Below are 26,807 nucleotides of genomic sequence, written 5' to 3' on the forward strand. Positions count from 1 at the left end.
ATAGACAGCACTTTTTTCAGTTTGTGACAAAAAAGATGAAATTTTTTTAAAAATTACTTTCTAGCTTGTCCATGATTTCCTGCTTCACGTTTTTTATAAGATCTGCAGGTGACCCAAAATGGCAGGCCTTTTTAAAGCTTTCCAGTAAATTGGTCTGCGGTAGGTCTATTTTTATCTTACTAGTTTCTTGTGAGAGTTTGTCCTTCGCCCTGCTAAATAGCTGGCGGCAGTTGTCTTTCTTTTTATCGAAAATAATCTGAAGCTCTTCGTATTCAAAGTTGAAAAACTCACGAAGTAAATAAATGCCTTTTTCCACTGGCTCCAGCTTTTTATGAATAACATCCAGGGCAGCAGAAATTTCGTTTTCCATATCAAAGTTGAAAAACTCCTTTTCCTTATACCAGTCTATCAGTTCGGCAGGCTTAATGTTTTGAAGGCATTCATCTTTCTTTCTTTTTAAGGTTTCAAGATGATTCAAACAATTATTGGTGACTGCTCTTATAAGATAAGCCTTGGTATTTTCTATCTTTTCTGTGTTGATGGTAAGCCATTTTAGGAAGGTGTCCTGCACAATATCTTCTGCATCAGCAAGTGACCCTACCATTTTGTAGGCAATCTGCTGCAATACAGGCTGATACAGTGCTATCGTCTGGCTTTTGTTCATGAACCTCAAAGATACACCTTAATTTCAGCAAAAAACAATATATGTACTGCTTTAAAGCATTATTTGAGGTTTTGTCGGGCGGATAGTTTTCGTGTAAGTATATAAAATCTTGTGATCATTATACTTGCTACCAAGGAAAGCCCGATTAACAGCCCATACCACACCCCCTGAGCTCCCATGTCCATGTGAAATGCCAGATAATATCCGATAGGAAGAGCTAAAACCCAGTAGGCAATAAATGTAAGAATTGTAGGTGTTTTTACGTCTTCCAGACCCCTCAGGGCACCAAGAGATACTACTTGTATGCCGTCAGATATTTGGAATAATCCCGCGATTATAAGTAATGAGGAGGCGAGCTCAATTACTTCAGCATCGTTGATGTACAATGTGGGTAGCCAATACCTGCCTATGATAAATGTAAGCGCTGTGGCAGACATAAACATGACGGCCATGATAAATAGCGTAGAAGCAGCGATTTTTAAGGTACCAATGTTCTTTTTTCCCAGCTGATTACCTACTCTAATAGTAGCAGCTGCAGATAGCCCGGAAACCATCATATAACTTACTGCGGCCAGGTTTATCGCAATTTGGTGTGCGGCAAGCTGCTTGGTGCCTATCCAACCGATCATAATTACGGCAAAGCCAAATGCGCCTACTTCAAACACAAATTGAAAACCAGCAGGGAGACCAATGGAGAGTAGTTTTTTGAAAATCTTCCTACTGTAGTCACCCAGGCTAAATCCTGATCTATAGGCTTGAAAAGCCCTTCCTTTGTAAATATATAGTACCATCCATAAAGCCAATATTACCCTGGCTATAAAAGAGGCCCAGCCGGCGCCATTCAGCCCCATCATAGGTATGTTCAGACTGTCTGAGCCATAAATGAATAAATAATTTAAGCCTACATTGGCCAGGTTAGACCCTATCACCACAATCATGGCTTGCTTGGTGAAAGATAGCCCTTCGGCAAACTGTCTGAATGTTTGAAATACCATCAGAGGTATTAAAGACAGCATGATGATATTCAAATAAGGAATGGAAATTTTTACCACTTCAGGGGGTTGATTGATGTGGTAAAGTACCGAACTGCCCAATTTTACCCCAATAAATAGAATTATGCCGGTAATGACATTTATAACCAGAGCATGTTTAAGATATGAGCTGGATTTCTCAGTGTCTTTTTCTCCATCCGCGGCAGCTACTAGTGGAGTGATGGCATAGGAAACACCAATCCCAAACATCAATAGAAGATTAAAAACTACCATGGCCAATGAGGCTCCTGCTAAAGGTAGAGCGCCGAGCCTGCCCACCATCATACTATCAGCTACGTTTACCATCATATGGCCGAGCTGGCTAAGCATAACCGGGTAGGCAAGAAGGAAATTCTTCTTTAAATGACCTATAAATAGCTTTTTTTTCATGAGTTAGGGGCAGTAATTGTAGTATTCTAAAAATTATATGCCGAGTATTCTGGCCACTTTTAATATGCCTGCCACACTCATACTGTCGGTAATTTCCTGATTCATCACCATCTCCAAAGCGTCTTTAAAAGGCAGCTTTTTAAGTAGTAAATCAGATTCTGATTCTTCAAGATTTTGCTCGCCCATACTCAGGTCACGTGCTAGAAATATCCTGCCTTCCTCATCTGTCACTGAGTTTGAGGTGTGAAAGCGCATGATCATTTCCCATGAATTGGCAGATAAACCGGTCTCCTCTTTTAATTCTCTCTTAGCGGCATCTAGCGGGTCTTCTTTTAAAGGGCCACCGCCTTCAGGAATTTCCCAGGAGTATTCATCTATTGTGTATCGGTATTGACCAACGAGCCAGGTGTTGCCCTCCTCATCTATAGGAATAATACCAATGGCCTTATTTTTAAAAAACACCTTACCATAAATGCCTTCACCGCCGCCAGGATTAATAATCTGGTGCTCCTCAAGCTTTATCCAGGGATTATCATAAATCTGATTGGTTGATAGCGTTTTCCAGGGATTTTCATTGGTGTTTTTCATAAAGCGGATACATTGAATCGGCTGCAAAGCTATTAAATACTAGGTAGCAGTTACGAGGTGTGCGTTAAAAGTAGGTTAATATTTTTGGTTGTAACGGAGGTCATCTATTTTTGTTAGCATGTTATTATCGTTTTTTAGTGAAGACAAAGTAGAGGCAGGCTGCGACGAAGCCGGTAGAGGCTGCCTTGCAGGACCCGTAGTGGCAGCAGCTGTAATATTACCCCGAGATTATAAGCACGACGTCTTAAACGATAGTAAGCAGCTAAGCAGAAAGCAGCGAGAGCTTTTTCGCCTGGAAATAGAAAAAGAAGCCATAGCTTGGGCTGTTTCTTTCGTAGATAATAACGAAATTGATGAGGTGAATATCCTTAACGCTTCATTTCTGGCCATGAATAGAGCAGTAGATCAGCTTACAAAAGCTCCGGAACTATTGCTTATAGATGGAAACAGGTATAAACCACACAATGAAATTCCTTTTGAATGTATCATAAAAGGTGACGGAAAGTATTACTCCATAGCCGCCGCTTCTATCCTGGCCAAGACTTATCGTGATGAGTATATGTACGATTTGGCTGAGAAACATCCTGAATATCAATGGAATAGTAATGTAGGTTATCCTACTACTGCTCATAGAGCGGCTATAAAAGATTTTGGGGTAACGGATTATCATAGAAAATCTTTCAGATTATTACCCGAACAGTTAGAGCTTTTTGAATAAAAACCCATGTGTTTAATACTTCTGGCATATAAGACTCATCGTGAATATCCACTAATTATAGCGGCCAACCGTGATGAATTTTATGACCGGAAAACTGACCATGCGCATTTCTGGGAAGATCATGATCAAATACTGGCAGGGAGAGATCGGGAAGCCGGGGGCACTTGGATGGGTATAACCCGATCGGGTAAAGTGGCCATGCTCACAAACTATCGGGACCTCTCCCATATCAAGGAAGGAGCTCCTTCACGTGGTCACTTGGTATCTGACTTTTTGAAAGAAGATATAGAAGCAGAGACCTACTTGCGAGAAATTGAAACCGTAGGAAGGAGGTATAATGGCTTTAATCTTATTTGTGGAAGTGCAGATGAACTTTATTACTATGGTAATTATCAGGAGGGCGTGCATGAGATCAAGCCTGGTATTCATGGATTAAGCAATGCTTTGATGGATACACCATGGCCTAAAGTAGAAAGAGGCAAAAAGGAACTAGCTGATCTCATTGAGAAAGACGAACTCAGGGTGGAGGATTTTCTGGAAGTGCTTCATGATGATATAAAAGCTCCTGATGATCAGCTGCCGGAAACGGGAGTGGGGATAGAAATGGAACGCATGCTCTCACCTATGTTTATCAAAAGCCCGAATTACGGTTCCAGATGTTCTACTGTAGTATTGGTTAAAAAAGATGGGTCGTTCAGCTTCTTAGAAAGGACTTATGATCGAGAGGGAAATAAGAGAGATTATATTTTTTGATAGAAAGGGAATAATACCCTTGACTGATATTGTCAGAAGTTTTTACATTTGAAAGAACCTCATTGAACCTGAGTGTAGTGTATTTATTTTCTACAACACTAACCAAATTCACTCATGGTATATCCATTATTAACATACTGTTTTTAGTCAGATAGCCATTGAACTTTCGTGTTTCGAGTAGGTCAGATTTTCTGATAATCGGAGATGTAGTTAGGTGTATTTGGTGTCATTATTTAGTGCGATGAATGGTCTGTACAGGTCATCCAGAGCTAGTTAGGAAATTAAATTAGATAGAGATGAAAAGCAACCTAAACCTTATTGTAGTAGAAGATGATCCTATTATTGCTGAAGACATAAGAGAAACACTTATACATCTGGGGCATCATGTAGTAGACTGTGTATATAATGCTGAGCAATGCCTGGCCCTGTTAAAATGTAGTAAGGTAGATATGCTAATTATGGATGTAGATCTGGGTAGAGATGAAATGGACGGTATTTCTTTAGCCAGAAAGGTGAAGCAGGAATACGGATATCCCTTTATATTTCTCACTTCATATTATGACGATGATACTTTGAAGCGTGCAGCAGATACCCAACCAAGAGCTTATGTGCTCAAACCTTTTGTTGAGAAAGACTTAAAAGTTGCTTTAGAAGTATCCATGGCCAGAAACGCTATTAGTAGGAATGTTACAACGGGTCATAGTTATGAAAATGATCGGCTCTTCGCTAAAGATCATGGTGTGCTGCAAGCTATTGCTATTAAGGATATTATCTACTTTAATTCTTGTGATAATTACTGTTACATTTTCGTGAAAGGAGCCAAGTATATGGTGCTCCATCGATTAAAAGATTTTCTGGATTTATATGGTCATTATGGGTTTCGACAGGTACACCGCTCTTTTGTAGTAAACCTCCATCATCTGGACCAAATCACTGAAGATTATGTCCATTTAAATGATTATAAAGTGCCTATAGGAAAGTCTTACAAGAAAGACTTTTTAAACAGCCTTACGGTGGTATAACTTTTACCAAGTTATAAGCATACTTCACCAATTATTAGCCAATGATGGCCAATTATTCATTGATTGTAGCTAACGGGATGTGGATCTTGTACACATGTTCAACCCACAAAAAGTTTCAATATGATAACGCGCATCAATGATCTAGAAGAGGAATTAGTAGTAGAGGATGCTTTTCCTAAATTATTCCGAATAGCAGTACCTACGCTTGAAGGAATAACCTTCGTTTCTGTAGAAAAAATAATTTTTTGTAAGGCAGATAGCAACTATACTGAGTTGATTATGACTGACCATAAAAAGTTATTAGTTGCCAAGAGTCTCAAGCAATTTGAAAGAATATTAATGGGCTCTGGTTTTTTTAGAATTCATCATAACGCCATAGTGAACCTGAGCCATATACAAAAATATGTGCGAGGCAGCGGCGGTTATGTTGTGCTTACTGAGGGGCATCACCAGGATGTGTCCCGACGGCGAAAACACTCTTTTCTAAAGACTGTAGATTACCTCTAGAATAAAGCTCCTTATGGAGCTTTTTTTATTTCACATCCACTTGCTAACCGGAGTGTTCCACTTGCTCATTGGTGGTATGAAGGCCTTCCCCGACTGCCTAATTTCAGGTTTATATACATTTTTAACTAACTAAATAAATTTATGAAAACACTTAGCAAATCATTAATTCCTGTGGCTATGAGTCTGCTTGTGATGGTGGGAGCTATCTCTTCTTGTCAGGAAGAAGAAATAGCAGCTCAGCAGGAAGAAAAAGGTCAGGTGGATGCTTTTTGGGGGAAGCACCATGGCTAGAACTGATGGAAAGGCACAAATGGCAGATGTCCTGGCGCGATCCTTGGCAAAAAGCTTAAGAGATGAGAGAGTACGAGCTCTTGTAAAGCGAGAAGTTTTAGAGAAACGGGATGGAGATTATAATGTGCTTTTTGCTCGTATAAAAGATGTAATAGTTCCTAATTCTAATACTCCATTTTATGAGGTATTGGGAAGAAACAGTGGTATGAATAAAGATCAATGGAAGCAGTATTTAGATGAAGTAGAAAGTAATTTTCCATTATTACAAATCGCAGTACCTGAGTTGCCTGAAATTAAACCTGAAGAATGGAATATTGGTGAGCACATACCAGCGGTCGCTATCAATAATTTAGCAGGTTATACACCTACATTAAAAGGTTATTCTAATGAGGTAGAGCCTATGCTGTTTGATACTGATGTGCCTCCGGAGGAACTTACAGTTGTGGTAAGTGAGAACGAACGACTATTGGTTTTTTCTGCGCATGGACCTGATATTGAAATTCCTCCTTTCTATTACAATAAGCTCCATATCCTTATTGAAAAAATAAAGTATTATGATTGGAAATGGTTACACTGGGATGACGGTGGCTTCGGTGATGGGGATGATGATGGAGATGACAACGGTGGAGGATCTGGAGGAGATACAGAGGTTGACTGCGATGGTAAAGATGGAGATAGAATTACCAATAATGATAAAGATAACTATAACAAATGGAAGTTTACAACGTCCAAGAATGCAAAGAAGGCTGAGCCTTGGGCTTCAGGGGCATTTGAAATGAGAGCAGTAATTATTAGATCGAATGTTTCTAATGAATCTCTTGTGAAGATTGAGAAATTTGTAATAGCCCCTCGAGCAGACGTTATAGATTGTAATGCATGGGGAAATAACTGTAGTTTATTTTGGTTTAATGTAGACGCCGAAGTCATTACCTGGGAACCCGAACTGCATGGTTTAGAAATGATGTATGAATTTATTGAGGAAGATTCAGGTCCTGATATCACTCTTACTCTTGGGGCAACACTTCAAGCAACAGAGGCTTTGGAAATTGAAGGTGGTGTACAGGTGAATATTCCTGTAAACCATGATAAATTGGGTAGCTCAATAGTTGAATACTGTGATAATACTGACGGAGAAGGAACGAAATATAACACCGGTTCACTTTACTTCTACGTAAACCAGCAATAACCAAGTCAATGTTTAGTACAAATAAGTTGAGGTGTTCCAATGGGGGATGCCTCAATTTGCTTTATAACTTCTCCTCAAACTCTTTGCTCACACTCTCTTTATATTGTTCACCTATCGGTATTTCTATATCATCAATTTCTACATCTGCTTTGGTGAAAGCCGTCACTTTTTCGGTGTTGATAATATAGCTTCGGTGAATTCTCAGAAACCTGTTATCCAGCTGATTATGAAAAGCACTGAGGCTTGTTTTGATGAGAAACTGTTCGTCATGCTTTACTATTTTCACATAGTCCTTTTGGCTTTCAATGTATAAAATATCCTGAAGCAATAGCTTGATATTCTTCTTGTTACGCTTTACAAAAATGTATTCTTTAGTAAGATTGTCTAGTTTGGAACCACCACTGGATAAGGTGAAAAACTTCTCTATGGCCTGAAAAAACCGCTCGAACACTATGGGCTTCAGTAAATAATCAACTGCATTGAGTTCAAAACCCTGAAGTGCGTAATCTCTGTGAGCGGTGGTGAAAATTACCTGAGGCTTCTCATGGAGGTTTTTGATGAAATCGGTGCCTTTCAGAAGAGGCATTTCGATATCCAGGAATATCAGATCTATAGTTCTGGTTCTCAATACCTGATGTGCTTCAATGGCATTGGCGCAAGAGGCAACCAGTTCTAAACTAGGTACTCGTGAAATGTGCTTCTCCAATAATTCTCGAGCTAGTTCTTCATCATCTACTACCATACATCTGATCATGATAATTCTAGTTTTAAGGTAACTTTAAAAAACTCCTGCGTTTCCTCAATATGCAAATGGTGCTTTTCAGGATAGAGTAAATTCAGTCGTTTCTTTGCATTGGCTAATCCAATGGCCTCTCTGTTTAGTTGTGGCCCATCGGAAACTATCTGCGGTTTACTGTTCCTTGCGGTGAAAGCAATTATTTCAGAAGAAGCCTTCAAATCAATATCAATACTTGCTACTTTAATTTCCTCTTTTACCCCATGTTTAAAAGCATTTTCAATGAAAGTAAGCATAAGTAGAGGCGCTATTTCTGCAGTGGATTCTACCTTATGAGTAAAATGTACTTGAAGCCTTTTTCCATATCTCACTTTCTCCAGCGCTAAATAATTTTCCAGTAAACTAATCTCTCCACTTAAAGGCACAAACTGGTCGTTGCACCGGTAAAGCATATAATCAAAGATGTCCGAAAGCCGGGCGATGACATCAGGCGTGTCATCAGACTTTTTTAGTGCCAGAGTATACAGGTTGTTCAGAGTATTGAAGAGAAAATGTGGATTGAGTTGGTTTTTAAGCAGATTGAGTTCTGTGATTTTTTGTTGCTCTCGTAGCTCTACCAATTCCCGTTGTCGGGTATAGTAAGACCAGGAGGCCAGTAATAGGGTAGGGAAAATATGCCAGATGATTTCATTAAAAAACACTTTGAAGTCGGTTACACGCCACCAGTAGCTGGCATCAGGCACACGAAATGAGGAAGCATATTCTATTTCCAGATAGTAATATCTAAGGGTAATCATTAAAGCAAATGACAAATACAGATAGGCCAGCACCGATAATGTAAACAGGATTTTATTTTTATGCAGTAGCTTCGGCACCAGCAGATATAAAATTCCATAGGCGCTAAACATCTGTGATAGCAGCTTATAAAAATCCAGAATCATCAAAGTGCTTCTGTCTTCTACTAAAACCCAGGCTGTGCTAACATAAAATACGTAGATGCAAATCCAAAAAAGGACATGACGGACATAGGTTTTTTGTAAAAGGCGGGATAAGGTCATCTATAATGGTTTGGAGGTAAATATATAATTAAAAGATTAATCCTAAGTCTGAGAAAGTAAAGGTTGGGCCATATGAACTGATGGTTGGTAGACTGTAATTGATTGTTTGTAGGCAGTTGTCTCCAGTACGTCTATTATTTGTAAGTAGCATGCCACTAAAAGATAGATTAGGGCATAATCTAAAACGAATCAAATGATGACCAATCTAAAAATCAACCTGCTACTGAGTTTATCGATAGTAATCTTCACGTTAAGTCATGCTTCAGCTGAAGAGCATTATTACCGCCAGCTTTTGTACAATCATGTCTCTCCTTATGTGCCGATTGTAGGTATTCATGAAATAAGTAAAGAGGAGGCCATGGGCGAGTCTCACTACCTTTTTAAGTATGACAAACAAGGAAGAATAAGCGAAATTATCAGTAATTATTATCTGGACGGGCGACTTCATTTTTTAGCGTCTATAGGTGCATATAGAGCAGTGTTTACTTATGAAACAGGCAAAGAAATACGCACTTATTATGATAAAAACAATCAGAGAATAATCAATGCAATGAATGTTTATAAGGAAGTCTATAATGTTGATAGCAAGGGATTTAAATATGCTCTGCATTATTATGATCTGGATGATGAACCTATGGAGTCTGTTTGGAATATCTCCAGGTATGAGTGGAAAAGACATAAGAATATGGTAGTGGAAAATCGCTATAACCTAAAAGATGAACCAATGCAGATCTCTTTGTTTTTTGAATTTAAAACAACGGGCATTGTGTATGATAAAAAAGGTTGGCCAAAGGCACAATACAATCTGAATGATGACTTGGAAATAACGGATAATAGCATTGGCGTAGCAGCCTATCTGGATGAATATGCTGAAAATGGTGATCATGCAAAAGTATCATATCATAATAGCAATGGAAATTTGGTGCTGAGCATGAAAGGAGGTTGTGCAGTAATTGAAGCGTATTATAATGAGAATGGCGTGGAAATAGGGAGCACTTGTTTTGATGTTAACAAAAATGAAATCAAGAAGATAGATGTCAATGAGGTGAAGCTGGCAGCACTAGCCAGTGTCAGGGATTCTGCCGAAATAAAAAGAATAGCTTTGGATTATATGGTTGCTCTCCAAGAGCAGAAACCTGAGCTGATGAGAGACGTAGTACATCATCAACTATCGCAGAAGACCTTCGCTTTTAACAGAAGGGAAAAGAAAGAGGAGGTACAGAATACAAATTATGATGAAATGGTGGAGAGGGCGACATCGTTTAATAAGGCCAATAATATGTTTCCTCAAAGCCCCGCGAATCAGATAGTGGTGCTTGATATTTATAACAGGATAGCCACGATAAAACTAGTATCTGATAGCTGGGTGGAATATATGCAAATGATCAAAATGGAGGATAAATGGAGTATTATCAATCAGGTATGGCAATATAAAATTCTTAAACTCTACTAACTGTCGTAGCCTAAAATAGAGCCCGATGGACCATTGTTAAGTCGGGCTCTTTTTGAAATGAAAAGTTATTTATTTACCTTAGAGACCAATCGGTCTTTTTTGAATTTATGAAAGGAGCAGCAACCAAGGATAAGATCATCAAGCAGTCGGCAGAGTTGTTTAATATTTATGGCTATCACGGCTGTTCGTTAAATCATATTATGGATGCTACCCAATTAAAAAAAGGAGGCATTTATAATCATTTCAAAAATAAGGATGAAATAGCTCTGGAGGCTTTTAACTATAACTACAATCGTGTTTTAAAGCGGTTTAGAGAAAGGCTGGATAAGGATACCACTTCTTTGCAAAAGCTTCATTCTGTGATAGATGTGTTTGTTTCTTATTATGATGATCCTATGGTGAAAGGTGGAGGCTGTCCAATTTTCAATACGGCCACAGATTCTACCAATACCCATCCGGAGCTTAAGAAAAAAGCGCAAGAGGGCATCAGGGGTTTACAGACTTACATAGAAATAAAACTGAAGGAAGGAATAAAGGCCGGTGAGTTTGTTAGTGATATTGAGCTGTCAGAGATATCGACACTTTTTATAGCCACTTTAGAAGGAGCGTTGATCATGTCTCGTTTGCACGATGATAGAAAAAGTATTGATTTTGCCGCAGATTATCTGCGTAAATATATAGTTGATAAGGTTTTAGCAAAATAAAAAATTTTGACCAAAAACAGACCGATCGGTCTTTAATTATGAAGAAAAAACAAATTAAGCCGCCTCTTGCCCTGCGTATGGTAGGGTGGTTATTTCCTAAACTTGAAAAAGTAGCTCCATTTTTGGCCAAAAGGTGGTTCGTTCGAGTGTTTTTCACGCCTGTGAGATATAAAATGCCTTATGGAGAGGTGGATGCCATGAAAGAAGCCAGCATTCATCAGCTGGAGTTTGAAAATAAGAAAGTACAATATTATAAGTGGGGTACAGGCAAGCCTATCTTATTCTCTCATGGTTGGATGGGGCGTGGCACCCAATTTAGAAAGTTCATTCCTGTGTTTAACCAGGCCGGATATCAGGTAATATCTTATGATGCTACTGGGCACGGAAAGTCAGAAGGAAAAAAATCTCACCTAATGGAGTTCGTAGGCATTATCGAAAAGCTTCATGAATTGGAAGGGCCTTTCGAAATGATAGTAGGGCACTCTCTTGGCGGCGTGGCTTCCATGCATGCTATCCACAGAGGCCTTCCCACAGATAAGCTCGTGATGATAAGTAGCCCTACAATTGCTGATAAAATTGTAGGAGAATTTCTGTTGAGGTTAAATGCTTCAGACGTTTGTAAAGATTATTTTGAAGCTTACATCATGAAGAAATATGGTAAGCCTTTTTCTCACTATTCGGCTTCATATATCGTGCAGAGCCTCAGGCCTGTAGACTTACTTCTTATTCATGATGAAGATGATCCTGAAGTAGGTATTGAAAACCCTGAAGCTATCCTTTCTTTATATCCATCAGCCACTCTGGTGAAAACTCAGGGCTTGGGGCATACCAGAATTCTAAAGGATGAAAAAGTGATAGAAGCCTGTCTCAATTATTTAAAAAAGGAGGCTTCGTCGGTCGAGGCAATTAATCACTCAATAGGATAATTTACCGTTCAAGTAATATTTATACACTATAGAGCAGGCCTTTACGTTATTAGCGGTTGATAGCAATATTTATTATTTTTGAAAAGATCAGCCTTTATTAGATATGACAAAGATTATTGAAACAAGCGAAATTTCTAAGATTTATAAAATGGGTACACAAACAGTGGAGGCCCTTAAATCTATTTCAATCAGTATTGATAAAGGTGAATATGTAGCTTTTATGGGACCTTCTGGTTCTGGTAAGTCTACGTTAATGAATATCATCGGCTGCTTAGATACCCCAACTAACGGTACTTACATTCTTAATAATCATGATGTAAGCGACCTTACTGAAAATGAGCTGGCTGAAATCAGAAATAAAGAGATTGGTTTCGTATTCCAAACCTTTAACCTTCTTCCAAGAGCATCTTCTTTAGAAAATGTGGCATTGCCATTGATTTACGCTGGTTATGGAAAAGCTGAGCGTGAAGAAATTGCTATGGAAGCGTTAAATAACGTAGGGCTGGGAACAAGATTTGATCACAAGCCTAACGAGCTTTCTGGTGGTCAGCGCCAAAGGGTAGCTATTGCTCGTGCTTTGGTGAATAACCCGAGTATTATCCTGGCGGATGAGCCTACAGGTAACCTGGATACCAAAACCTCATATGATATTATGGACCTTTTTCAGCAACTGCATGATAAAGGGAACTCAATCATTATGGTAACTCACGAAGATGATATTGCTCACTATGCTCATAGAATAATTAGGCTGAGAGATGGATTGGTAGAAACAGATGTGATCAATGAAAATGTAACTCGACCTGAGCGAGTATGAGCTAAATGAAGATATATACAAAGACGGGAGATAAAGGAAGTACTGCCCTTTTTGGTGGGCAGCGTGTTTCAAAAGCAAACTTAAGAATAGATACTTACGGTACAGTAGATGAGCTTAACTCATACATCGGCCTGGTAAGAGATCAGGAGGTGAATGAAAGTAGAAAGGATTTTTTAATAGAAATTCAAGACAGGCTTTTCACTCTGGGATCTATCTTAGCCACTGAGCCCGGAAATACCAAGGTAAAAACCCCACCTCTTACTGATCAGGATATTGAAGCCCTGGAGAAGGAAATAGATAAAATGGATGAGGCTCTCCCACCCATGCGCAGCTTTGTGCTTCCAGGTGGTCATCAGTCAGTTTCTTTTTGTCATGTCACCAGGTGCGTTTGCCGCAGAGCGGAGCGCCTTACAGTGGCACTAGCCGATCTGGAAGAGGTTCAGCCCAATGTAATTCAATACCTTAACAGACTTTCAGATTATCTATTTGTGTTAGGTAGAAAAATGTCTGCCGAACTGAATGCAGAAGAGACTCCCTGGAAACCAAAAATGTAGAAAAATTCAGCTTCGGTCCTGAATTTTTTTGATATTTTTGTTAACCCACCATAGAATTAAATATTTACGTTATGATAGATACTCACAATATAAACGTACAGAAAATAGATAGTAGTAAAATAGGTCAGGTAGACTTTAATAATATCCAATTTGGTAAAGTTTATTCAGACCACATGTTTGTAGTAGATTATAAAGATGGCGAATGGAAGAATCTGAATATTAAGCCATATGCGCCAATCACTATGAGCCCGGCTAACCCTACCTTGCATTATGGGGTGTCTATCTTTGAAGGACTAAAAGCTTACAAGCATGAAAATGGCGATGTGGCTGTTTTTCGTCCAGATAAAAACTTTGAAAGACTTAATTTCTCAGCGCGCAGAATGTGCATGCCTGAGCTTCCAGAGTCAGTTTACTATGAAGGTTTAGATACCCTTTTGGCTTTGGATAAAGCATGGGTGCCTTCTGTTACTGGTACATCGCTGTATATCCGTCCATTCATTATCTCTGATGATGATTTTATTGGCGTTACTCCTTCTTCAAACTTTAAGTTTATGATCATTACCTGTCCGGTAGGTTCATACTATGCCAAGCCGGTAAGAGTGAAGATAGAAACAGATTTTGTAAGAGCGGTACAAGGTGGTAGCGGCGCTTGCAAAACAGGATGTAACTATGGACCAACCCTTTATCCGGCTCAGCTTGCAAGACAAAATGGTTATGATCAGCTGGTTTGGACAGATGGTAAAGAACATAAATATGTAGAAGAGTCAGGTACTATGAACCTGATGTTTATCATTGATGGTAAGCTTATAACACCAGCCACTGGAGATACCATTCTTAACGGTATTACCAGAAATAGTGTGATTAATATGGCTAAAGACTGGGGCTTAGAAGTGGAAGAAAGAAAAGTAGAAGTAGCTGAGGTGATCTCTGCTATTAAAGACGGATCATTGCAAGAAGCATTTGGTGCGGGTACTGCTGCTACCATTGCACATATTGAGCTTATCGGTTTTGATGGTACAGATTACACTTTACCTCCAGTTGAGAACAGAGAATTCTCAAATAAGGTGTTAAAAGAGTTAGATGATATTAAATACGGCAGAACTGTAGATAAATTCGGCTGGTTAAGAAAGATATAAACACAATAAAATTTCTAAAAAGAGGTTGCTAATTCAGTAACCTCTTTTTTTTGTCTTCGTTTTAATAATTTAACTAATCTAATGAATTATATGAATCTTAAAGTGACGATGCTTTTCGTTCTCTGCCTGCTATTTTCTCATTTTACGTTTGCCCAGCGCAGGCTCATAGTAGCAAAGAAATTTCGTCCTCCCAAGTATTCATTCTATGAAGGCCAAACCATTAGATTTAAAATAAAAGGCGAGAAATATTGGAATAAGGGCCTAATTCAGGGGCTTGGTGATGATTTTATAAGAATGCACTATGCTAAGATCATGCTTAGCGAAATTGAAGCCATTGATATAAGATCTCAGCAAAAGAATTTTTTAAATACACTTACCGGCATTTTAGCCATAGGGGCTATTGGATTTCCCGGGCTGGATACTATTAATGGGGTATTAGTGCATGGTGAAAGTGTAGATGGGAAATCATGGCTCATAGGAGCATACCTGGCTACGGGCGCTGTTATTTTATACTTTATACAAAAGCGTAAGGTGAAAATTGGTAAGAAATACCTACTTAGGGTGGGGGAAATTTAATCCTGGATACATGTCTTTATATTTCTTATTTAAATCCTAAATTTGCGTCTTTTAAATTAATATAGAATATGACTACAGACGAGTTGAAAGACTTGAAGGCGCGAATTGAAGCCTTGAGGAGGTATCTTTGACTACGATAAAAAGTTAGCCGAAGTACAAGAAGAAGAGCTGGTTACCGCCCAGCCCGGTTTTTGGGATAACCCTTCCGAAGCCGAAAAAATAATGAAAGGCATAAGAGCCAAAAAAACCTGGACAGATAGCTTTACCAATGTTTACACCCTTATGGAAGACCTGGAAACTCTAAACGAGTTTTATCAGGAAGATGAGGTAAGTGATGAAGACATGGATAAAGAGTATGCCAAAGTTGAGAAAGCTGTAGAGGATCTTGAGTTCAAAAAGATGCTAAGCAGCGAAGAAGATCAGCTGGGAGCTATTCTGGAAATTAACCCTGGAGCCGGTGGTACCGAGAGTCAGGACTGGTCAGATATACTGAATAGAATGTACATAATGTGGGGTGAGTCTCACGGGTACAGCGTAAAGCAGGTAAACTATCAGCCTGGTGATGTAGCTGGTATTAAATCTGCCACTCTGGAAATTGAAGGTGATTTCGCTTACGGTAATCTTAAATCAGAAATTGGAGTGCACCGTTTAGTGCGTATCTCTCCATTTGATTCCGGAGGTAGAAGACACACCTCATTTGCTTCAGTATATGTATCACCGATTGTGGATGATGACATAGAAATTGAAATTAACCCTGCGGATATTGAGTTTCACACTTCTCGTTCGGGAGGTGCCGGAGGTCAGAACGTAAACAAGGTGGAGACTAAAGTACAGATTACACACAAGCCTACAGGCATAGTGGTAGTTTGTCAGGTAGAGAGATCGCAGCTTGCTAACCGTGAGCGTGCTATGAAGATGTTGAAGTCCAGACTTTATCAAATGGAGCTTGAAAAGAGAAATGCTCAACGTGAGCAAGTGGAAAACTCCAAAATGAAGATTGATTTCGGCTCGCAGATCAGAAACTACGTGCTGCACCCTTACAAATTAATAAAAGATGCCAGAACAGGCGTGGAAAGAACGGATGTTCAAAACGTGCTTGATGGCGACCTGGATGATTACATAAAAGCCTTTCTTTTAGGCTATCAGGACCAAAAAGGAGATAATAATTAATGAGAGACATTGCGGCAAAGCAGCCAAAAACTTACACACTTCAATTTTGGCTGCTTTGCGCAAGTTCTTTTTTGTTCTTCGCTAGTTTTAATATGATAATTCCGGAGCTTCCGGATTATCTCACTTCACTAGGCGGTGCTGATTATAAAGGCTGGATTATAGCCATATTCACCTTAACCGCCATGTTATCCAGGCCTTTTAGTGGTAAGCTGGCAGACAGCGTAGGGAGAATACCTGTGATGATGGTCGGTGCTATTGTGTGCTGCATTATGGGGCTGTTCTATCCATTAGTGGCTACAGTGTCAGGCTTTTTTATACTCCGATTTTTTCATGGCTTTTCTACAGGTTTTAAACCTACAGGAACGGTGGCCTATGTAGCTGATATAGTACCAGATCATAGAAGAGGGGAGGCTATGGGGCTGTCAGGAATGTTCGGAACATTGGGTATGGCCAGCGGTCCGGCATTAGGAAGCCAGATAAAGATTTGGTTTTCCTTAGATGTAATGTTCTATACTTCCTCAGCTTTAGCCATTCTTTCTATTCTTATTTTGATTGGCATGAAGGAGACCTTGCAGAACAAGCAGAAATTCCATTTAGGCCTGCTTAAAATTTCATCTTCAGAGATATATCATCCTGATGCTATAATTCCTGCGGTGGTGCTGGCGCTCATGGTATTTTCTTTTGGGCTCGTGCTGACCATAGTACCAGACTTTACTGATTATTTGGGAATAGAAAACAAAGGAGTCTACTATGCTACTTTTACGGTTTCATCTCTGGTAGTGAGAATCTTGGCTGGTAAAGCCTCAGATAAGTACGGAAGAATAGTAGTGCTTCAGGTGGCATGTGTGCTTTACGCCGCTGGTATGATAGTTACTGGGCTCTCTACTAACATTTGGTGGTTCCTAAGTGGAGCTATATTGTTTGGCTTGGGTACCGGTATGAACTCACCAACCATTTATGCCTGGGTGGCAGGCAGATGCGATTTTAAAACCCGGGGAAAAGGCATGGCTACCGCTTTTATTGGCCTGGAACTCGGTATTATGCAGGGTTCTATATTTTCTGCAGAAATTTATAATAACAATCCTGATAATTTCTTTTTAGCCTTTTTAGTGGCTGCATTGTTAGCATTATCGGCTTTACTTTTTTTGCGTAAAAAAAACGGCTAATTCCGTTTATCAAATAATAATTACTTACGCTAAACGCTGCCGTATTTCTTTTTATATTAACTTTTCTAATAGCTATACTTTACTATAATTGAATGAATATTCATAAGGAGGTTTTAGATCATGTGGAGGCCGGTGTAGAGTATTTCACGGCTGTGCGCGATGCTGATAATCAGCTTGTTGACTTTAAGTTGGAATATTATAATCGTGCTGCAGTTCCTTTTGTGCCTATTGCAAATATTTCAGATGCTGAAGGCACTACGCTAAAGACCAAATTTCCCCCTGTAGCCGTGGCGTATTTTGATAACTATGTGCAGGTAGTGGAGGAAGATATCATATTTGAAAGCGAAGAATTTCATGATAAAAGCAAGCAGTGGTATCATGTAGTGGCTAAAAAGCTTGGAGATGGTCTGCTGCTCAGTTTTACCGATGTTACTGGTAGAAAGGATATAGAGCAAGAATTGAATAACTCAAATAGTGAGCTTCAAACGCTTCTTAATCATAATCCTGCCTTTATTGTTCGTCTGGATGAGCATCTCAGGTATCTATATGTTAATAAGGCCGTTTTAGATAGGATAGGCTTGCGTTACTCACAAATGCATCAGCAGAATATCAAAAAATTCTACCCTATATCCGAAATAGATGCTTTCGTAGAAGGTGTTGCAGATGTTTTCAAGGAAAAGGCACAGCAAGTTCGCTTTACCTCTATCACCAGAGATAATCAGGTTATTTATTATCAGACACTCATGCTTCCGGAATTTGATGATGATGGCAGGGTAGTTTCTGTTCTTAATATTACCAGAGATATTACGGATCTTAAAAACGCTGAAATCAACTTAAAGCAAACAAAGGAAAAGTTTGAAATGATCTTTAATAATGCCTTTCAGTTTATGGTATTATTGAATAAGGAAGGAAAAATACTGGAGGTAAATCAAACGGCACTGGCGGCCAGTGGATATAATTCAGACGATTTGTTTGGTAAATTCTTTTGGGAACCGAAATGGTGGTTTTACAGAAGAGATGATGAGTTTTTGAAGCAGGTGCTGCATAAGGTTTCCAGAGGGGAGTTTTATAGGGATGAGATTGAAATTAAGGTGCTGGGACGCCACATGATTCTCGATTTTTCTCTAAAGCCTGTAACGGATAAAGAAGGTAATATTCAATATATCATAGCCGAAGGTAGAGACATAAAAGAGTTGATCGATACAAGGAAGCAACTGCATGAAACCAGTAATTTTCTTCAAACCTTGGTTGCCCATATTCCTGATGGTATAGCCAGGCTAAATAGTAATGATGAAGTCATCTATCTCAATAAAAATTGTGCTGAAAGGTGGCATTTGGATCCAGATAAATATCACGGCATTTCCTTTTATGATATACAGATCCCTGAGCAGAAGAAGGCTTTATTTGAGCAGAACTTAAGAAAAGTAAAGGAGAGTAAGCGTACTGAAAGCTTTATGACAGCTATAGACGGCAATTATACCTATGTAGCCTTAAGTCCGGAGTTTAATGCAGAAGGTGAGGTAGTTTCTGTTCTGTCGGTGAGCAGAGATATTACAGAGCTCAGGCAGAATCAAAATGCACTGGAGAAGATCAATAAAGAACTTACTCACACCAATGAAATGCTCATAAAGGCTCAAAATGATCAGCAAAAGCTGTTTGATCAGCTCATCGCATCTGAGAAGCAGACCAGAACTTTAGTGCAGCATTCGCCTAACGTGATTATTCGCCTATCGCCAGATTTGAAATATAAATTTGTCAACGACTCATTAACTCAATATACAGACTTGTCTATCCTCACTTTTGAGGGGGTGGATATACTTGCCATGAGTTGGCCTAAAGGAGCTGTAAATGATTTTGAAGAACTTCTACTTGCAGCCAAACAAGGAGATAAGCAAAGGGTAATAGAGTTTCAAGTAGGAGAAAGAGTGATTCACGGCATGTTCAATGCAGTGCCGGAGTATGATATTAAAGGGAAGCTGGAGAGTATACTGGTGATAATGACGGACTTAACCGAGCAGAAAGAATTTGAAAACCAGTTAATACTTCAAAAGGAAAAATTAGAAGAAGTAAATGCAGATTTAGAGGCATTTACCTATACTGTTTCTCATGACTTACGTACACCCATAAGGGGTATTTTAGGACATAGTGAAAAACTGAAGGGCGAGAATCTTAACGAAGATATGGAGAGAAGTCTTGCGGCAGTTCAGAAGAATGCTAAAAAAATGGAAGTCTTGATAGATGAGCTTCTGGCATTTTCCAGAATAGGCAGGTCAGAAATTTATAAGGCCTCGATAGATATAAAAGATGTTTTCAATGAATCTCTATCAGAGCTAAGCCATCAGCACGAGTTTAATTATGAAATAGCCTCAAATATGCCTATTATAAGGGCAGATAAGCACATGCTGAAGCAGGTGGTCATTAATCTTTGTGATAATGCTGTAAAATATAGTAAAAAGGTAGAGTCACCGAAAATTAAAGTGAGCTATTTCACTGATGATCATGGACATATCGTTTATTGCATTGAAGATAACGGTATAGGTTTTGAACAAAAGTATGGTGATAAAATCTTTGAGGTATTTCATCGTTTACATACAGAAACTGAATATCCTGGCGTAGGTGTAGGCCTGGCTATTGTAAAGCAAATTATAAATAAGCACAATGGTGAAATTTGGGCTAAATCAGAGCCAGGAAATGGTACCACGGTTTTTTTCAAAATACCAGATAAAAAATAACCTAAACTTGAATGGATAAACAGTATTATGTAATTGTAGAGGATAGTGAAGATGACCTGGAATTTATCTTAGACGGGTTAAGAAAAGTAACTAACACTTTTGAACAAAAAGTACTTACTGACGGTAGACAGGCAGATCATTTCATTACCGATTTGATTGATATGAAGCGTGAATTGCCAAAGATGATGTTACTTGATCTGAAACTACCTATGCTTACAGGACTGGAAATTTTAGAAAAATTGAAGGGACATGAGTATACAAGAAAAATCCCTGTAATTATTTTCACCTCTTCTCAGTCTCACGGAGATGTGGAAAAGGCATATGAAATTGGAGTGAATGCCTTCGTAGTGAAGCCGATAGATTATAAGCAGTTTATATTAGCAGCTGAAAATATAGGCAAATTCTGGCTGGGCTATAATATATAAAAGGCCGGCTCAAAAGTGTAATCTTTGCAGATTAGGTCTCCACTTTTGAGCCAGCCTTTTACTATTTATTCTGAGTAATTAAATTTTCCTTACTGACCCGCTACCTGCAGTTTTGCTGTTTACTTTTTTAGGATTTCCTTTATAATGAACACTTCCGCTTCCGCTAATCCTGGCATCTATAGACTCCTCGGCGTAAACTTCGCAGCTTCCTGATCCTGAAATACTTACGCTGTAATCTTTGGCTTTAAAGTCACTGGCCATAACATCTCCTGATCCACTCACTGAAGCTTCTACAGAATTGGCTTCACCTTCCAGTTTCACTTTACCTGATCCTGAAATAGAAATATCTACATTGTCAGAGCTGGTTTGGATCTGAACTTTACCAGATCCACTTACTGACACTCTTAAATCATCAGTTTTGAATTTATTCTGACCGTATATTTTACCTGAGCTGGAAACGCTGAGTCCTTCTATGGAAGGCATTGTAATATAAACTGTTAAGTCATCATCGCTAGACCAGTTAAACCATCCACTACCTTCTTTTTTAATTACTAGCTTGCTGCCTCTTACTTCTGTTTCTACCTCTTTCAGTACATCATTAGAGCCTTCTAAAACTACCTTATATCCATTGCCTTGAGTAACATAAACTTTACCTGCAGTGCTTAGGTTAACAGACTTAAAATCAGATACTGATCTCTCTTCTTTCTTTTGAGCTAAAGTGGCAGTAAAGCATGCTACCACGAGCATTAAGGTTGATATAGTTTTCATATTTTGAGTTGTTGTTTATTATTAAAGACTAGCACGGTGAAAAAAGGTTGCATCATCGCCTATAAAAAGAGTCTTTTACCTAATATTTTCTCAAAAAGTCGCTTTCTTTGTGCCTTTTGAGCGGATATGAGTGGAATAATACTTTGTGTTTTAATGAATGTGGGCATTTTCACCTGCTTTAAGATGTATGCCAGGTTTAAGGTGAATACCTTTCATGCTATTACCATTAACTATTTGGTTTGTGTGGTTACAGGACTAATCTCTGCAGGCGATGGTAGTTTGGATTTTATTACCAAAACTAATGAGACCTGGTGGTGGATGGCTCTTTTTCTTGGGTTTGTATTCATCGGTACTTTTTACCTGATGGCCAAAACCACGGAAGTTTATAGCATGACCGTGTCAAGCATAGCTTCTAAAATGTCTTTGATTATACCGGTGCTGAGCAGCATTTTCATTATAGGTGTTCAGGCTAAGACCTACACTTCATTGAATATTATAGGTATGGTGCTGGCACTGCCGGCCATATTTCTCAGTTCTTATAAAAAAGGAGGAGATAAAAAGGCGTTCAAATTTAGCTGGGAGCTCATGCTGCCATTACTGGTTTTTGTGTTGGGTGGACTTATAGATTCGTCCATTAATTATAGTAATCATTTTCTGCTCAAAGCTGATGAAAAGGCAGATTTTTCAATCATGATTTTCCTCTTTGCAGGAACCACAGGAAGTATTTTAATGCTATTGGAACGAGAGCCGCTAAAGCTTAAAAGCGTCATTGCAGGATTAGCTTTGGGGATCATTAACTTCTTTTCTATCTATTTCTTATTGGTCGGTCTTTCCTCTTTTAACAATGATGGGGCATTTGTATATCCACTGATTAATGTGGGCATCATTGTGATAAGCTCTTTGGTCTCCATCATCTTTTTCAGAGAGAGGTTATCTGTTAAAAATCAAATTGGAATTGCTTTGGCCGTTTTGGCGATATTCCTAATTTCATACCAGGAGATATTATCTTATGGAGCAGGTTGATCATTTTTTTACCGTAGAAGGAGTTTCTGAGGGACTTTATAAGGAGAAGGGCAGTAAGTTCATTGCTTATGCCTACCCTGTAAAGAATGAGGAGGAAGTGAAGGAAACGCTCCTGGAACTAAAGAAGCAGTACTATGATGCCAGGCACCATTGCTATGCCTATATGCTAGGTGCCGAAAGAAAAGACTACAGGGCCAATGATGATGGTGAGCCCAATCATTCTGCCGGCGATCCTATACTCGGGCAGATCAACTCTAAAAACCTTACCAATGTGCTGGTAGTGGTTGTGCGATATTTTGGTGGTACCAAGCTGGGAGTCAGTGGTTTAATTAATGCTTACAAAGTATCTGCTGAAGAAGCACTGAGCACAGCTAAAGTCATTAAAATAGATGTAACCAAGTCTATTCACCTGGAATACACCTATGAAGATACCAATGACGTGATGAAGCTGGTATCTGACTTTAATATTGATATTACAGATCAGAAGTTTGAAGCCGCATGCGCTATGAAAGGAGAAGTGAACATTAACCTTGTTCACCAACTCCAGGAAAAGGTGCAGCTTCTGCAAGATCTAAGCAAAAACGTAAAGCTTACTATAGATTAAATGTAGCCTTTCTTTTCCAGCTCATTATACATTTCTATGCAAACCCACGCGTCTGTAGCCGCATAAAACAATTGTTTTTCTGATAGTATTTCACTTTCCCAGTTAGAGATTTGGGCACTTTTAGAAACCCTAAAACCAAGAATAATAGCTACTAGCTTTCTTAAGCCATTGCTTTCAATACCAATCTGTTTTACTGTTTTATTTAACTCTAAAAAGCCAGCGGGTTCGAAATGGGTGAGTTTTTGCAAGTCTTTAATGTCATCTCTAAGGGCAATGCCGATTTTAAGAATAGCCTCATTAGATAAGAAACTGATAATTTCAGAAGTTAATCCTGTAATATTCACTCTAATAAGAAATACCTCTTTATCAGTAGCTATCTGAATTAAAGATACATCATTAAATTCCCCCTTTTTAAAAGCGGGTTTTGTCTCCGTATCAAAGCCAACGGTTTTACATTTATTGATTTTGGTAAAAGCCTTTTTTACACCTTCTTCGGTGGTAATAACATGAATCTTCCCCTCGTATCGTTTTAAGTCGAGTTGGTTAATCTCCTCACTACCTATTGTTTCAGGATAGGTAGATTTAATTTTCTTCTTTCTCGGACTTGTCGATCTTTCTGATTTTGATATTGGCATACGCAAATAATATTGTCATAAATGGACTTATAAGGTTGAAAAAACAGTAGGGTATGTATGTTAGAGGGTCTACCCCGAGCGTACTTGACTGATAGGCACCGCAAGTGTTCCATGGAATCAGCACCGAGGTAACTGTTCCTGAGTCTTCTAAAGTACGGCTTAGATTTTCTGGAGCTAAACCACGCTTTTTGTACTCGCTACTAAACATTCTGCCCGGTACCACTATGGCTATATACTGGTCAGATGCGGTTAAGTTAAAAGTGATACAGGTTCCGGCAGTGGCTGCTACCAATGATCCAGTAGAATGAGCTAGTTTGATAATTGATTCTGCTATTTTTTTAAGCATACCATTTCCTTCCATTACACCGCCGAAAATCATAGCGCAGATGATGAGCCATACGGTTGGTAAAATGCCTGCCATACCGCTTGAGGATAATAATTCATCCACCATTGCATTATCAGTAGATATGTTAATTTTCGTAAACATGGCCTTCATTATGCCCTTATAGGCCGCCTCAAATGTGAATGAGTCAGCTTCTGCCACCATTTGGATTACATTAGGCTGAAATATCAGTGCAAAAACACAGGCTAATAATGTTCCTACAAGCAAAGCAGGTAAAGCGGGTACCTTCTTAACAATTAAGAAAATAACGGCTGCAGGTACTATGAAAAGCCAAAGGTTAATGTCGAATTTGCTTGCGATAGCGTTTTGAACTTCGGCTACTGAGTTTATTGCCGAGTTACTATCTATACTAAAACCCCATATGAAAAATATGATAAGCGTTATCACCATTGTGGGGCCAGTGGTGAATAGCATGTATCTGATGTGAGTAAACAGATCAGTACCTGCCATTGCTGGGGCTAAATTGGTAGTGTCAGAAAGGGGAGACATTTTATCTCCAAAATAAGCACCTGAAATTACAGCTCCTGCTATTATTCCAGAACCAAGGCCTAAAGCCTGACCTATGCCCATTAATGCAATACCGATAGTAGCCGTCGTAGACCATGAGCTACCCGTGGCTATTGATACCACTGCGCTCACGATACAAGCAGCAAAAAGAAATATAGTAGGGTTTAATATGTCTAATCCGTAATAGATCATGGCGGGAACTACACCACTAAGCAGCCAGCTTCCAGCTAAAGCACCGATCATAAGTAATATAAGAATAGCGCTCATTGCAGAACTAATACTCTTTACAATACCATCTGAGACTTCATCCCATCGGTAGTTGAGTTTAATCGATAACACAGCACCTAGAGCAGCAGCAAAGATCAAAGCCATTTGATTCGGTCCGAAAGAAGCATCTCCTTCAAAAAAAGCTACGTTGGCAGCTAACAGGATTACAAGAAAGATAATGGGTACTAAAGAAAGTAAAAGTGAAGGCTCCTTGTGCTCTTTGTTCATGTGTTAGGGGTTAGATTGTCGAATATAAAAAAAGATTTTGTTAAACCATCATATCGGCCAGATTCTCACCTATTTCTGTGCCAATGGCTACTCCCATGCCTCCCAGTCGGAAGCCAGCATAAACATTTTCGCTGTGCTTTAGCATGACAGGCTCCTTATGATCACCAAAGGCCATGATGCCAGACCAGTAGTAATCAATGTCATAAGAAGTGTCGGGAAGTAGGTCAGTTTTTAATGTTTCCTCAAGTTTAGTAGTTATTTTATCGTTGACGCCAAATTCAGTGGTACTCTCCGCTTCTTTGTCGAAGTTTCGGGCTCCACCCAATATCAATCTGTTGCCGAAGTTTCTAAAGTAATAATAGCCCTGATCCATGTGAAAAACACCTTTTAACTTAAGCGTATCAATTGGCTTTGTGATCAAAACCAGGCCTCGGCCAGGAGAAAGGTCAGATTGAGGTAGTAATTTTTTTGTGAAAGCATTGGTGCATATAGCTATTTTTTTGGCTTTAAAAGCTGTGGTGTCATACACCTTATCTTTCACGGAAACGGTAACAGCATTACCATCATCCTCAAAACCTGTTACTTCAGCCCCGGTGATTATGCTTATGCCTTTGCTTGTAGCATATTTAATAAGGGACTTCATCATTTTCCCGGTGTCTATCTGCCCTTCAAATGGTGAGTAGATCACAGATTTTATGCTATCAGCATTAAAACCGAATTTGTTAATGAGCTTATTATCAATCAAAAAGGGTAATCCCGAAAATATTGGAGATAACAAGCGATTAACAGCTTCTATATCATTTAGGTAGGGCAGTTCTTCTTCTCTGATGAGTTCGTATCCACCATGGTTTTGATAGTCAATGGCATCATCACTGAGGCGAGCTCTAAGTTTTAAAAGACCATTATACCTTTGGGAAGCTAGCTGGTAAGTGCGCTCGGGGCCTATGGTTTTGATATCTTGAAGTAGTTCGGTAAGGCTACCAAAACATGCAAATCCGGCATTTTTGGTACTTGCTCCAGAAGGTAAAATGCCTCTTTCTAAAACGGCTATGGAAGCGGCAGGGTCTTTTTCTTTTATTGATATGGCGGTGGAGAGGCCCACGATTCCGCTACCAATAATTAAATAGTCATAACTTATAAATGACTCTTTTTCCCAAACACTTAACATAACCTGTTTACTTTTAGCGCCTTCAAAGATATGGAGTTGAGCTTTATATTAATTATATTTTCCCTTTAAATCAGAAATAGCGCTATGAATATTAAGAATATTGTTAAAAAAGCAGAATCTTCTGGATTTTACTTATGGATTTTGAACCAGGGATTAAACAAAATGATCCCTTTTAACAAGCCGCACGGTTTTAAAGTGGTCAAGATCAATGAAAAAAGCATTCAGACGGAGCTGCCTTTTAAGAGAAGAAACTTTAATCACATAAGAGGATTGCATGCTTGTGCACTGGCTACGCTTTCTGAATTTACCACTGGTTTTTTAATGGTGTCTCGCTTAGATCCCAATAAGTTTAGGATCATACTCAAAACTTTAGAGATGGATTATCACTATCAGGGAAAAATGAAAGTGTCAGCTACTTTCGAAATAACCGATGAGTGGCTGGAGAAGAATATCTATGGGCCTTTGAAAGATAATGACTCTACAGTAGTGATATGCGAAGTGAAGATATTTGACGAGAAGCAGAATCATATTTCTACCGGAAAGGTACATTGGCAGGTGAAATCATGGGAGAAGGTGAAGACCAAAGTGGCCTGATTTAACTCGT

At 39.0% G+C, this 26,807-nt stretch carries 29 protein-coding genes; 20 read left to right on the forward strand and 9 right to left on the reverse strand.

The annotated features are described in order from the left end of the window. Positions 1–46: 46 nt before the first annotated feature. The 3 genes from LVD16_RS07350 to LVD16_RS07360 are packed head-to-tail and all read right to left on the reverse strand — an operon-like array spanning position 47 to position 2,673. Positions 47–664, reverse strand: coding sequence for a sigma-70 family RNA polymerase sigma factor (locus tag LVD16_RS07350; protein WP_233773276.1), 618 nt, complete (start codon positions 662–664; stop codon positions 47–49). A gap of 59 nt (positions 665–723) precedes the next feature. Further along, positions 724–2,085: an MATE family efflux transporter gene (locus tag LVD16_RS07355; protein WP_233773277.1), complete on the reverse strand. Its 1,362-nt coding sequence runs from the start codon at positions 2,083–2,085 to the stop codon at positions 724–726. 33 nt (positions 2,086–2,118) lie between these two features. Beyond that, positions 2,119–2,673, reverse strand: coding sequence for an NUDIX domain-containing protein (locus LVD16_RS07360; RefSeq protein ID WP_233773278.1), 555 nt, complete (start codon positions 2,671–2,673; stop codon positions 2,119–2,121). 118 nt (positions 2,674–2,791) lie between these two features. Here LVD16_RS07360 and rnhB point away from each other — a divergent pair, with 118 nt between their 5' ends. From rnhB to LVD16_RS07390, 6 genes are all read left to right on the forward strand, one after another. Beyond that, positions 2,792–3,391 (forward strand): ribonuclease HII, encoded by a 600-nt coding sequence (gene rnhB, locus LVD16_RS07365; protein WP_233773279.1) that lies wholly within the window; start codon positions 2,792–2,794, stop codon positions 3,389–3,391. 6 nt (positions 3,392–3,397) lie between these two features. Beyond that, a complete protein-coding gene (locus LVD16_RS07370) occupies positions 3,398–4,144 on the forward strand; it encodes an NRDE family protein (RefSeq protein ID WP_233773280.1) in 747 nt (248 codons plus the stop codon). A 296-nt stretch (positions 4,145–4,440) separates the two neighbouring features. Beyond that, entirely contained in the window at positions 4,441–5,166 is a 726-nt protein-coding gene (locus LVD16_RS07375; protein WP_233773281.1) for a LytR/AlgR family response regulator transcription factor, read from the forward strand. Between the two features lie 120 nt (positions 5,167–5,286). After that, positions 5,287–5,673 carry a LytR/AlgR family response regulator transcription factor gene (locus LVD16_RS07380; RefSeq protein ID WP_233773282.1) on the forward strand — a complete coding sequence of 129 codons (387 nt, stop codon included), beginning with the start codon at positions 5,287–5,289 and terminating at the stop codon, positions 5,671–5,673. Positions 5,674–5,814: 141 nt separating this feature from the next. Beyond that, entirely contained in the window at positions 5,815–5,964 is a 150-nt protein-coding gene (locus LVD16_RS07385) for a hypothetical protein (protein ID WP_233773283.1), read from the forward strand. Next, on the forward strand, positions 5,936–7,150 hold the full coding sequence (locus LVD16_RS07390; protein ID WP_233773284.1) for a hypothetical protein: 1,215 nt from the start codon (positions 5,936–5,938) through the stop codon (positions 7,148–7,150). Before LVD16_RS07385 ends, LVD16_RS07390 begins: the two co-directional genes overlap by 29 nt. 61 nt (positions 7,151–7,211) lie before the next feature. Here LVD16_RS07390 and LVD16_RS07395 read toward each other — a convergent pair whose 3' ends face one another. Both LVD16_RS07395 and LVD16_RS07400 read right to left on the reverse strand, forming a co-directional pair. Next, positions 7,212–7,904, reverse strand: a complete 693-nt coding sequence (locus LVD16_RS07395; RefSeq protein ID WP_233773285.1) for a LytR/AlgR family response regulator transcription factor — start codon at positions 7,902–7,904, stop codon at positions 7,212–7,214. Then, positions 7,901–8,944 carry a sensor histidine kinase gene (locus tag LVD16_RS07400; RefSeq protein WP_233773286.1) on the reverse strand — a complete coding sequence of 348 codons (1,044 nt, stop codon included), beginning with the start codon at positions 8,942–8,944 and terminating at the stop codon, positions 7,901–7,903. The genes LVD16_RS07395 and LVD16_RS07400 overlap by 4 nt, the downstream gene beginning before the upstream one ends. A gap of 193 nt (positions 8,945–9,137) precedes the next feature. Here LVD16_RS07400 and LVD16_RS07405 point away from each other — a divergent pair, with 193 nt between their 5' ends. The 11 genes from LVD16_RS07405 to LVD16_RS07455 all read left to right on the forward strand — a co-directional run bounded on the left by LVD16_RS07405 (position 9,138) and on the right by LVD16_RS07455 (position 20,600). After that, a complete protein-coding gene (locus tag LVD16_RS07405) occupies positions 9,138–10,397 on the forward strand; it encodes a nuclear transport factor 2 family protein (protein WP_233773287.1) in 1,260 nt (419 codons plus the stop codon). Between the two features lie 107 nt (positions 10,398–10,504). Continuing rightward, positions 10,505–11,101 (forward strand): TetR/AcrR family transcriptional regulator, encoded by a 597-nt coding sequence (locus LVD16_RS07410; protein WP_233773288.1) that lies wholly within the window; start codon positions 10,505–10,507, stop codon positions 11,099–11,101. A gap of 38 nt (positions 11,102–11,139) precedes the next feature. Beyond that, positions 11,140–12,027 carry an alpha/beta fold hydrolase gene (locus LVD16_RS07415; RefSeq protein WP_233773289.1) on the forward strand — a complete coding sequence of 296 codons (888 nt, stop codon included), beginning with the start codon at positions 11,140–11,142 and terminating at the stop codon, positions 12,025–12,027. A 103-nt stretch (positions 12,028–12,130) separates the two neighbouring features. Further along, the gene (locus LVD16_RS07420) at positions 12,131–12,841 is read left to right on the forward strand and encodes an ABC transporter ATP-binding protein (protein WP_305038999.1); all 711 of its coding nucleotides are present in this window, start codon (positions 12,131–12,133) and stop codon (positions 12,839–12,841) included. Positions 12,842–12,846: 5 nt separating this feature from the next. Beyond that, complete coding sequence (locus tag LVD16_RS07425) at positions 12,847–13,395, forward strand: cob(I)yrinic acid a,c-diamide adenosyltransferase (RefSeq protein WP_233773290.1); 549 nt, start codon at positions 12,847–12,849, stop codon at positions 13,393–13,395. A 71-nt stretch (positions 13,396–13,466) separates the two neighbouring features. Beyond that, entirely contained in the window at positions 13,467–14,531 is a 1,065-nt protein-coding gene (locus tag LVD16_RS07430; RefSeq protein WP_233773291.1) for a branched-chain amino acid aminotransferase, read from the forward strand. An 81-nt stretch (positions 14,532–14,612) separates the two neighbouring features. Further along, on the forward strand, positions 14,613–15,107 hold the full coding sequence (locus LVD16_RS07435) for a hypothetical protein (protein ID WP_233773292.1): 495 nt from the start codon (positions 14,613–14,615) through the stop codon (positions 15,105–15,107). A 68-nt stretch (positions 15,108–15,175) separates the two neighbouring features. Further along, a protein-coding gene (gene prfB, locus LVD16_RS07440; protein WP_233773293.1) for a peptide chain release factor 2 occupies positions 15,176–16,277 on the forward strand; the annotation gives its coding sequence in 2 pieces (ribosomal slippage) (positions 15,176–15,235 and positions 15,237–16,277; 1,101 coding nt in all). Continuing rightward, complete coding sequence (locus tag LVD16_RS07445; protein WP_255697873.1) at positions 16,277–17,443, forward strand: MFS transporter; 1,167 nt, start codon at positions 16,277–16,279, stop codon at positions 17,441–17,443. Before prfB ends, LVD16_RS07445 begins: the two co-directional genes overlap by 1 nt. A 92-nt stretch (positions 17,444–17,535) precedes the next feature. Continuing rightward, on the forward strand, positions 17,536–20,175 hold the full coding sequence (locus LVD16_RS07450; protein WP_233773295.1) for a PAS domain-containing protein: 2,640 nt from the start codon (positions 17,536–17,538) through the stop codon (positions 20,173–20,175). Between the two features lie 11 nt (positions 20,176–20,186). After that, positions 20,187–20,600, forward strand: coding sequence for a response regulator (locus LVD16_RS07455; protein WP_233773296.1), 414 nt, complete (start codon positions 20,187–20,189; stop codon positions 20,598–20,600). Between the two features lie 78 nt (positions 20,601–20,678). On the opposite strand, the gene LVD16_RS07460 is transcribed toward LVD16_RS07455, so the two are convergent. Further along, positions 20,679–21,368 carry a head GIN domain-containing protein gene (locus tag LVD16_RS07460; protein ID WP_233773297.1) on the reverse strand — a complete coding sequence of 230 codons (690 nt, stop codon included), beginning with the start codon at positions 21,366–21,368 and terminating at the stop codon, positions 20,679–20,681. Between the two features lie 126 nt (positions 21,369–21,494). Here LVD16_RS07460 and LVD16_RS07465 point away from each other — a divergent pair, with 126 nt between their 5' ends. Both LVD16_RS07465 and LVD16_RS07470 read left to right on the forward strand, forming a co-directional pair. After that, the gene (locus LVD16_RS07465) at positions 21,495–22,391 is read left to right on the forward strand and encodes a DMT family transporter (protein ID WP_233773298.1); all 897 of its coding nucleotides are present in this window, start codon (positions 21,495–21,497) and stop codon (positions 22,389–22,391) included. Next, positions 22,378–22,995 (forward strand): IMPACT family protein, encoded by a 618-nt coding sequence (locus tag LVD16_RS07470; RefSeq protein WP_233773299.1) that lies wholly within the window; start codon positions 22,378–22,380, stop codon positions 22,993–22,995. Before LVD16_RS07465 ends, LVD16_RS07470 begins: the two co-directional genes overlap by 14 nt. Here the strand turns inward: LVD16_RS07470 and LVD16_RS07475 are convergent. Genes LVD16_RS07475 through LVD16_RS07485 form a run of 3 tightly spaced genes read right to left on the reverse strand, consistent with a single transcriptional unit; the run spans position 22,992 to position 26,203 of the window. After that, the gene (locus LVD16_RS07475; RefSeq protein WP_233773300.1) at positions 22,992–23,630 is read right to left on the reverse strand and encodes a 3'-5' exonuclease; all 639 of its coding nucleotides are present in this window, start codon (positions 23,628–23,630) and stop codon (positions 22,992–22,994) included. The genes LVD16_RS07470 and LVD16_RS07475 overlap by 4 nt on opposite strands. Then, positions 23,578–25,035: a Na+/H+ antiporter NhaC gene (gene nhaC, locus LVD16_RS07480; RefSeq protein ID WP_233773301.1), complete on the reverse strand. Its 1,458-nt coding sequence runs from the start codon at positions 25,033–25,035 to the stop codon at positions 23,578–23,580. The genes LVD16_RS07475 and nhaC overlap by 53 nt, the downstream gene beginning before the upstream one ends. A 40-nt stretch (positions 25,036–25,075) precedes the next feature. Next, entirely contained in the window at positions 25,076–26,203 is a 1,128-nt protein-coding gene (locus tag LVD16_RS07485; protein WP_233773302.1) for an NAD(P)/FAD-dependent oxidoreductase, read from the reverse strand. Between the two features lie 84 nt (positions 26,204–26,287). On the opposite strand from LVD16_RS07485, the gene LVD16_RS07490 reads away from it, so the two are divergent. After that, positions 26,288–26,797 (forward strand): DUF4442 domain-containing protein, encoded by a 510-nt coding sequence (locus LVD16_RS07490; RefSeq protein WP_233773303.1) that lies wholly within the window; start codon positions 26,288–26,290, stop codon positions 26,795–26,797. The last annotated feature ends 10 nt before the right edge of the window (positions 26,798–26,807 follow it).

The sequence above is a fragment of the Fulvivirga ligni genome (assembly GCF_021389935.1).
Lineage (GTDB): Bacteria > Bacteroidota > Bacteroidia > Cytophagales > Cyclobacteriaceae > Fulvivirga > Fulvivirga ligni.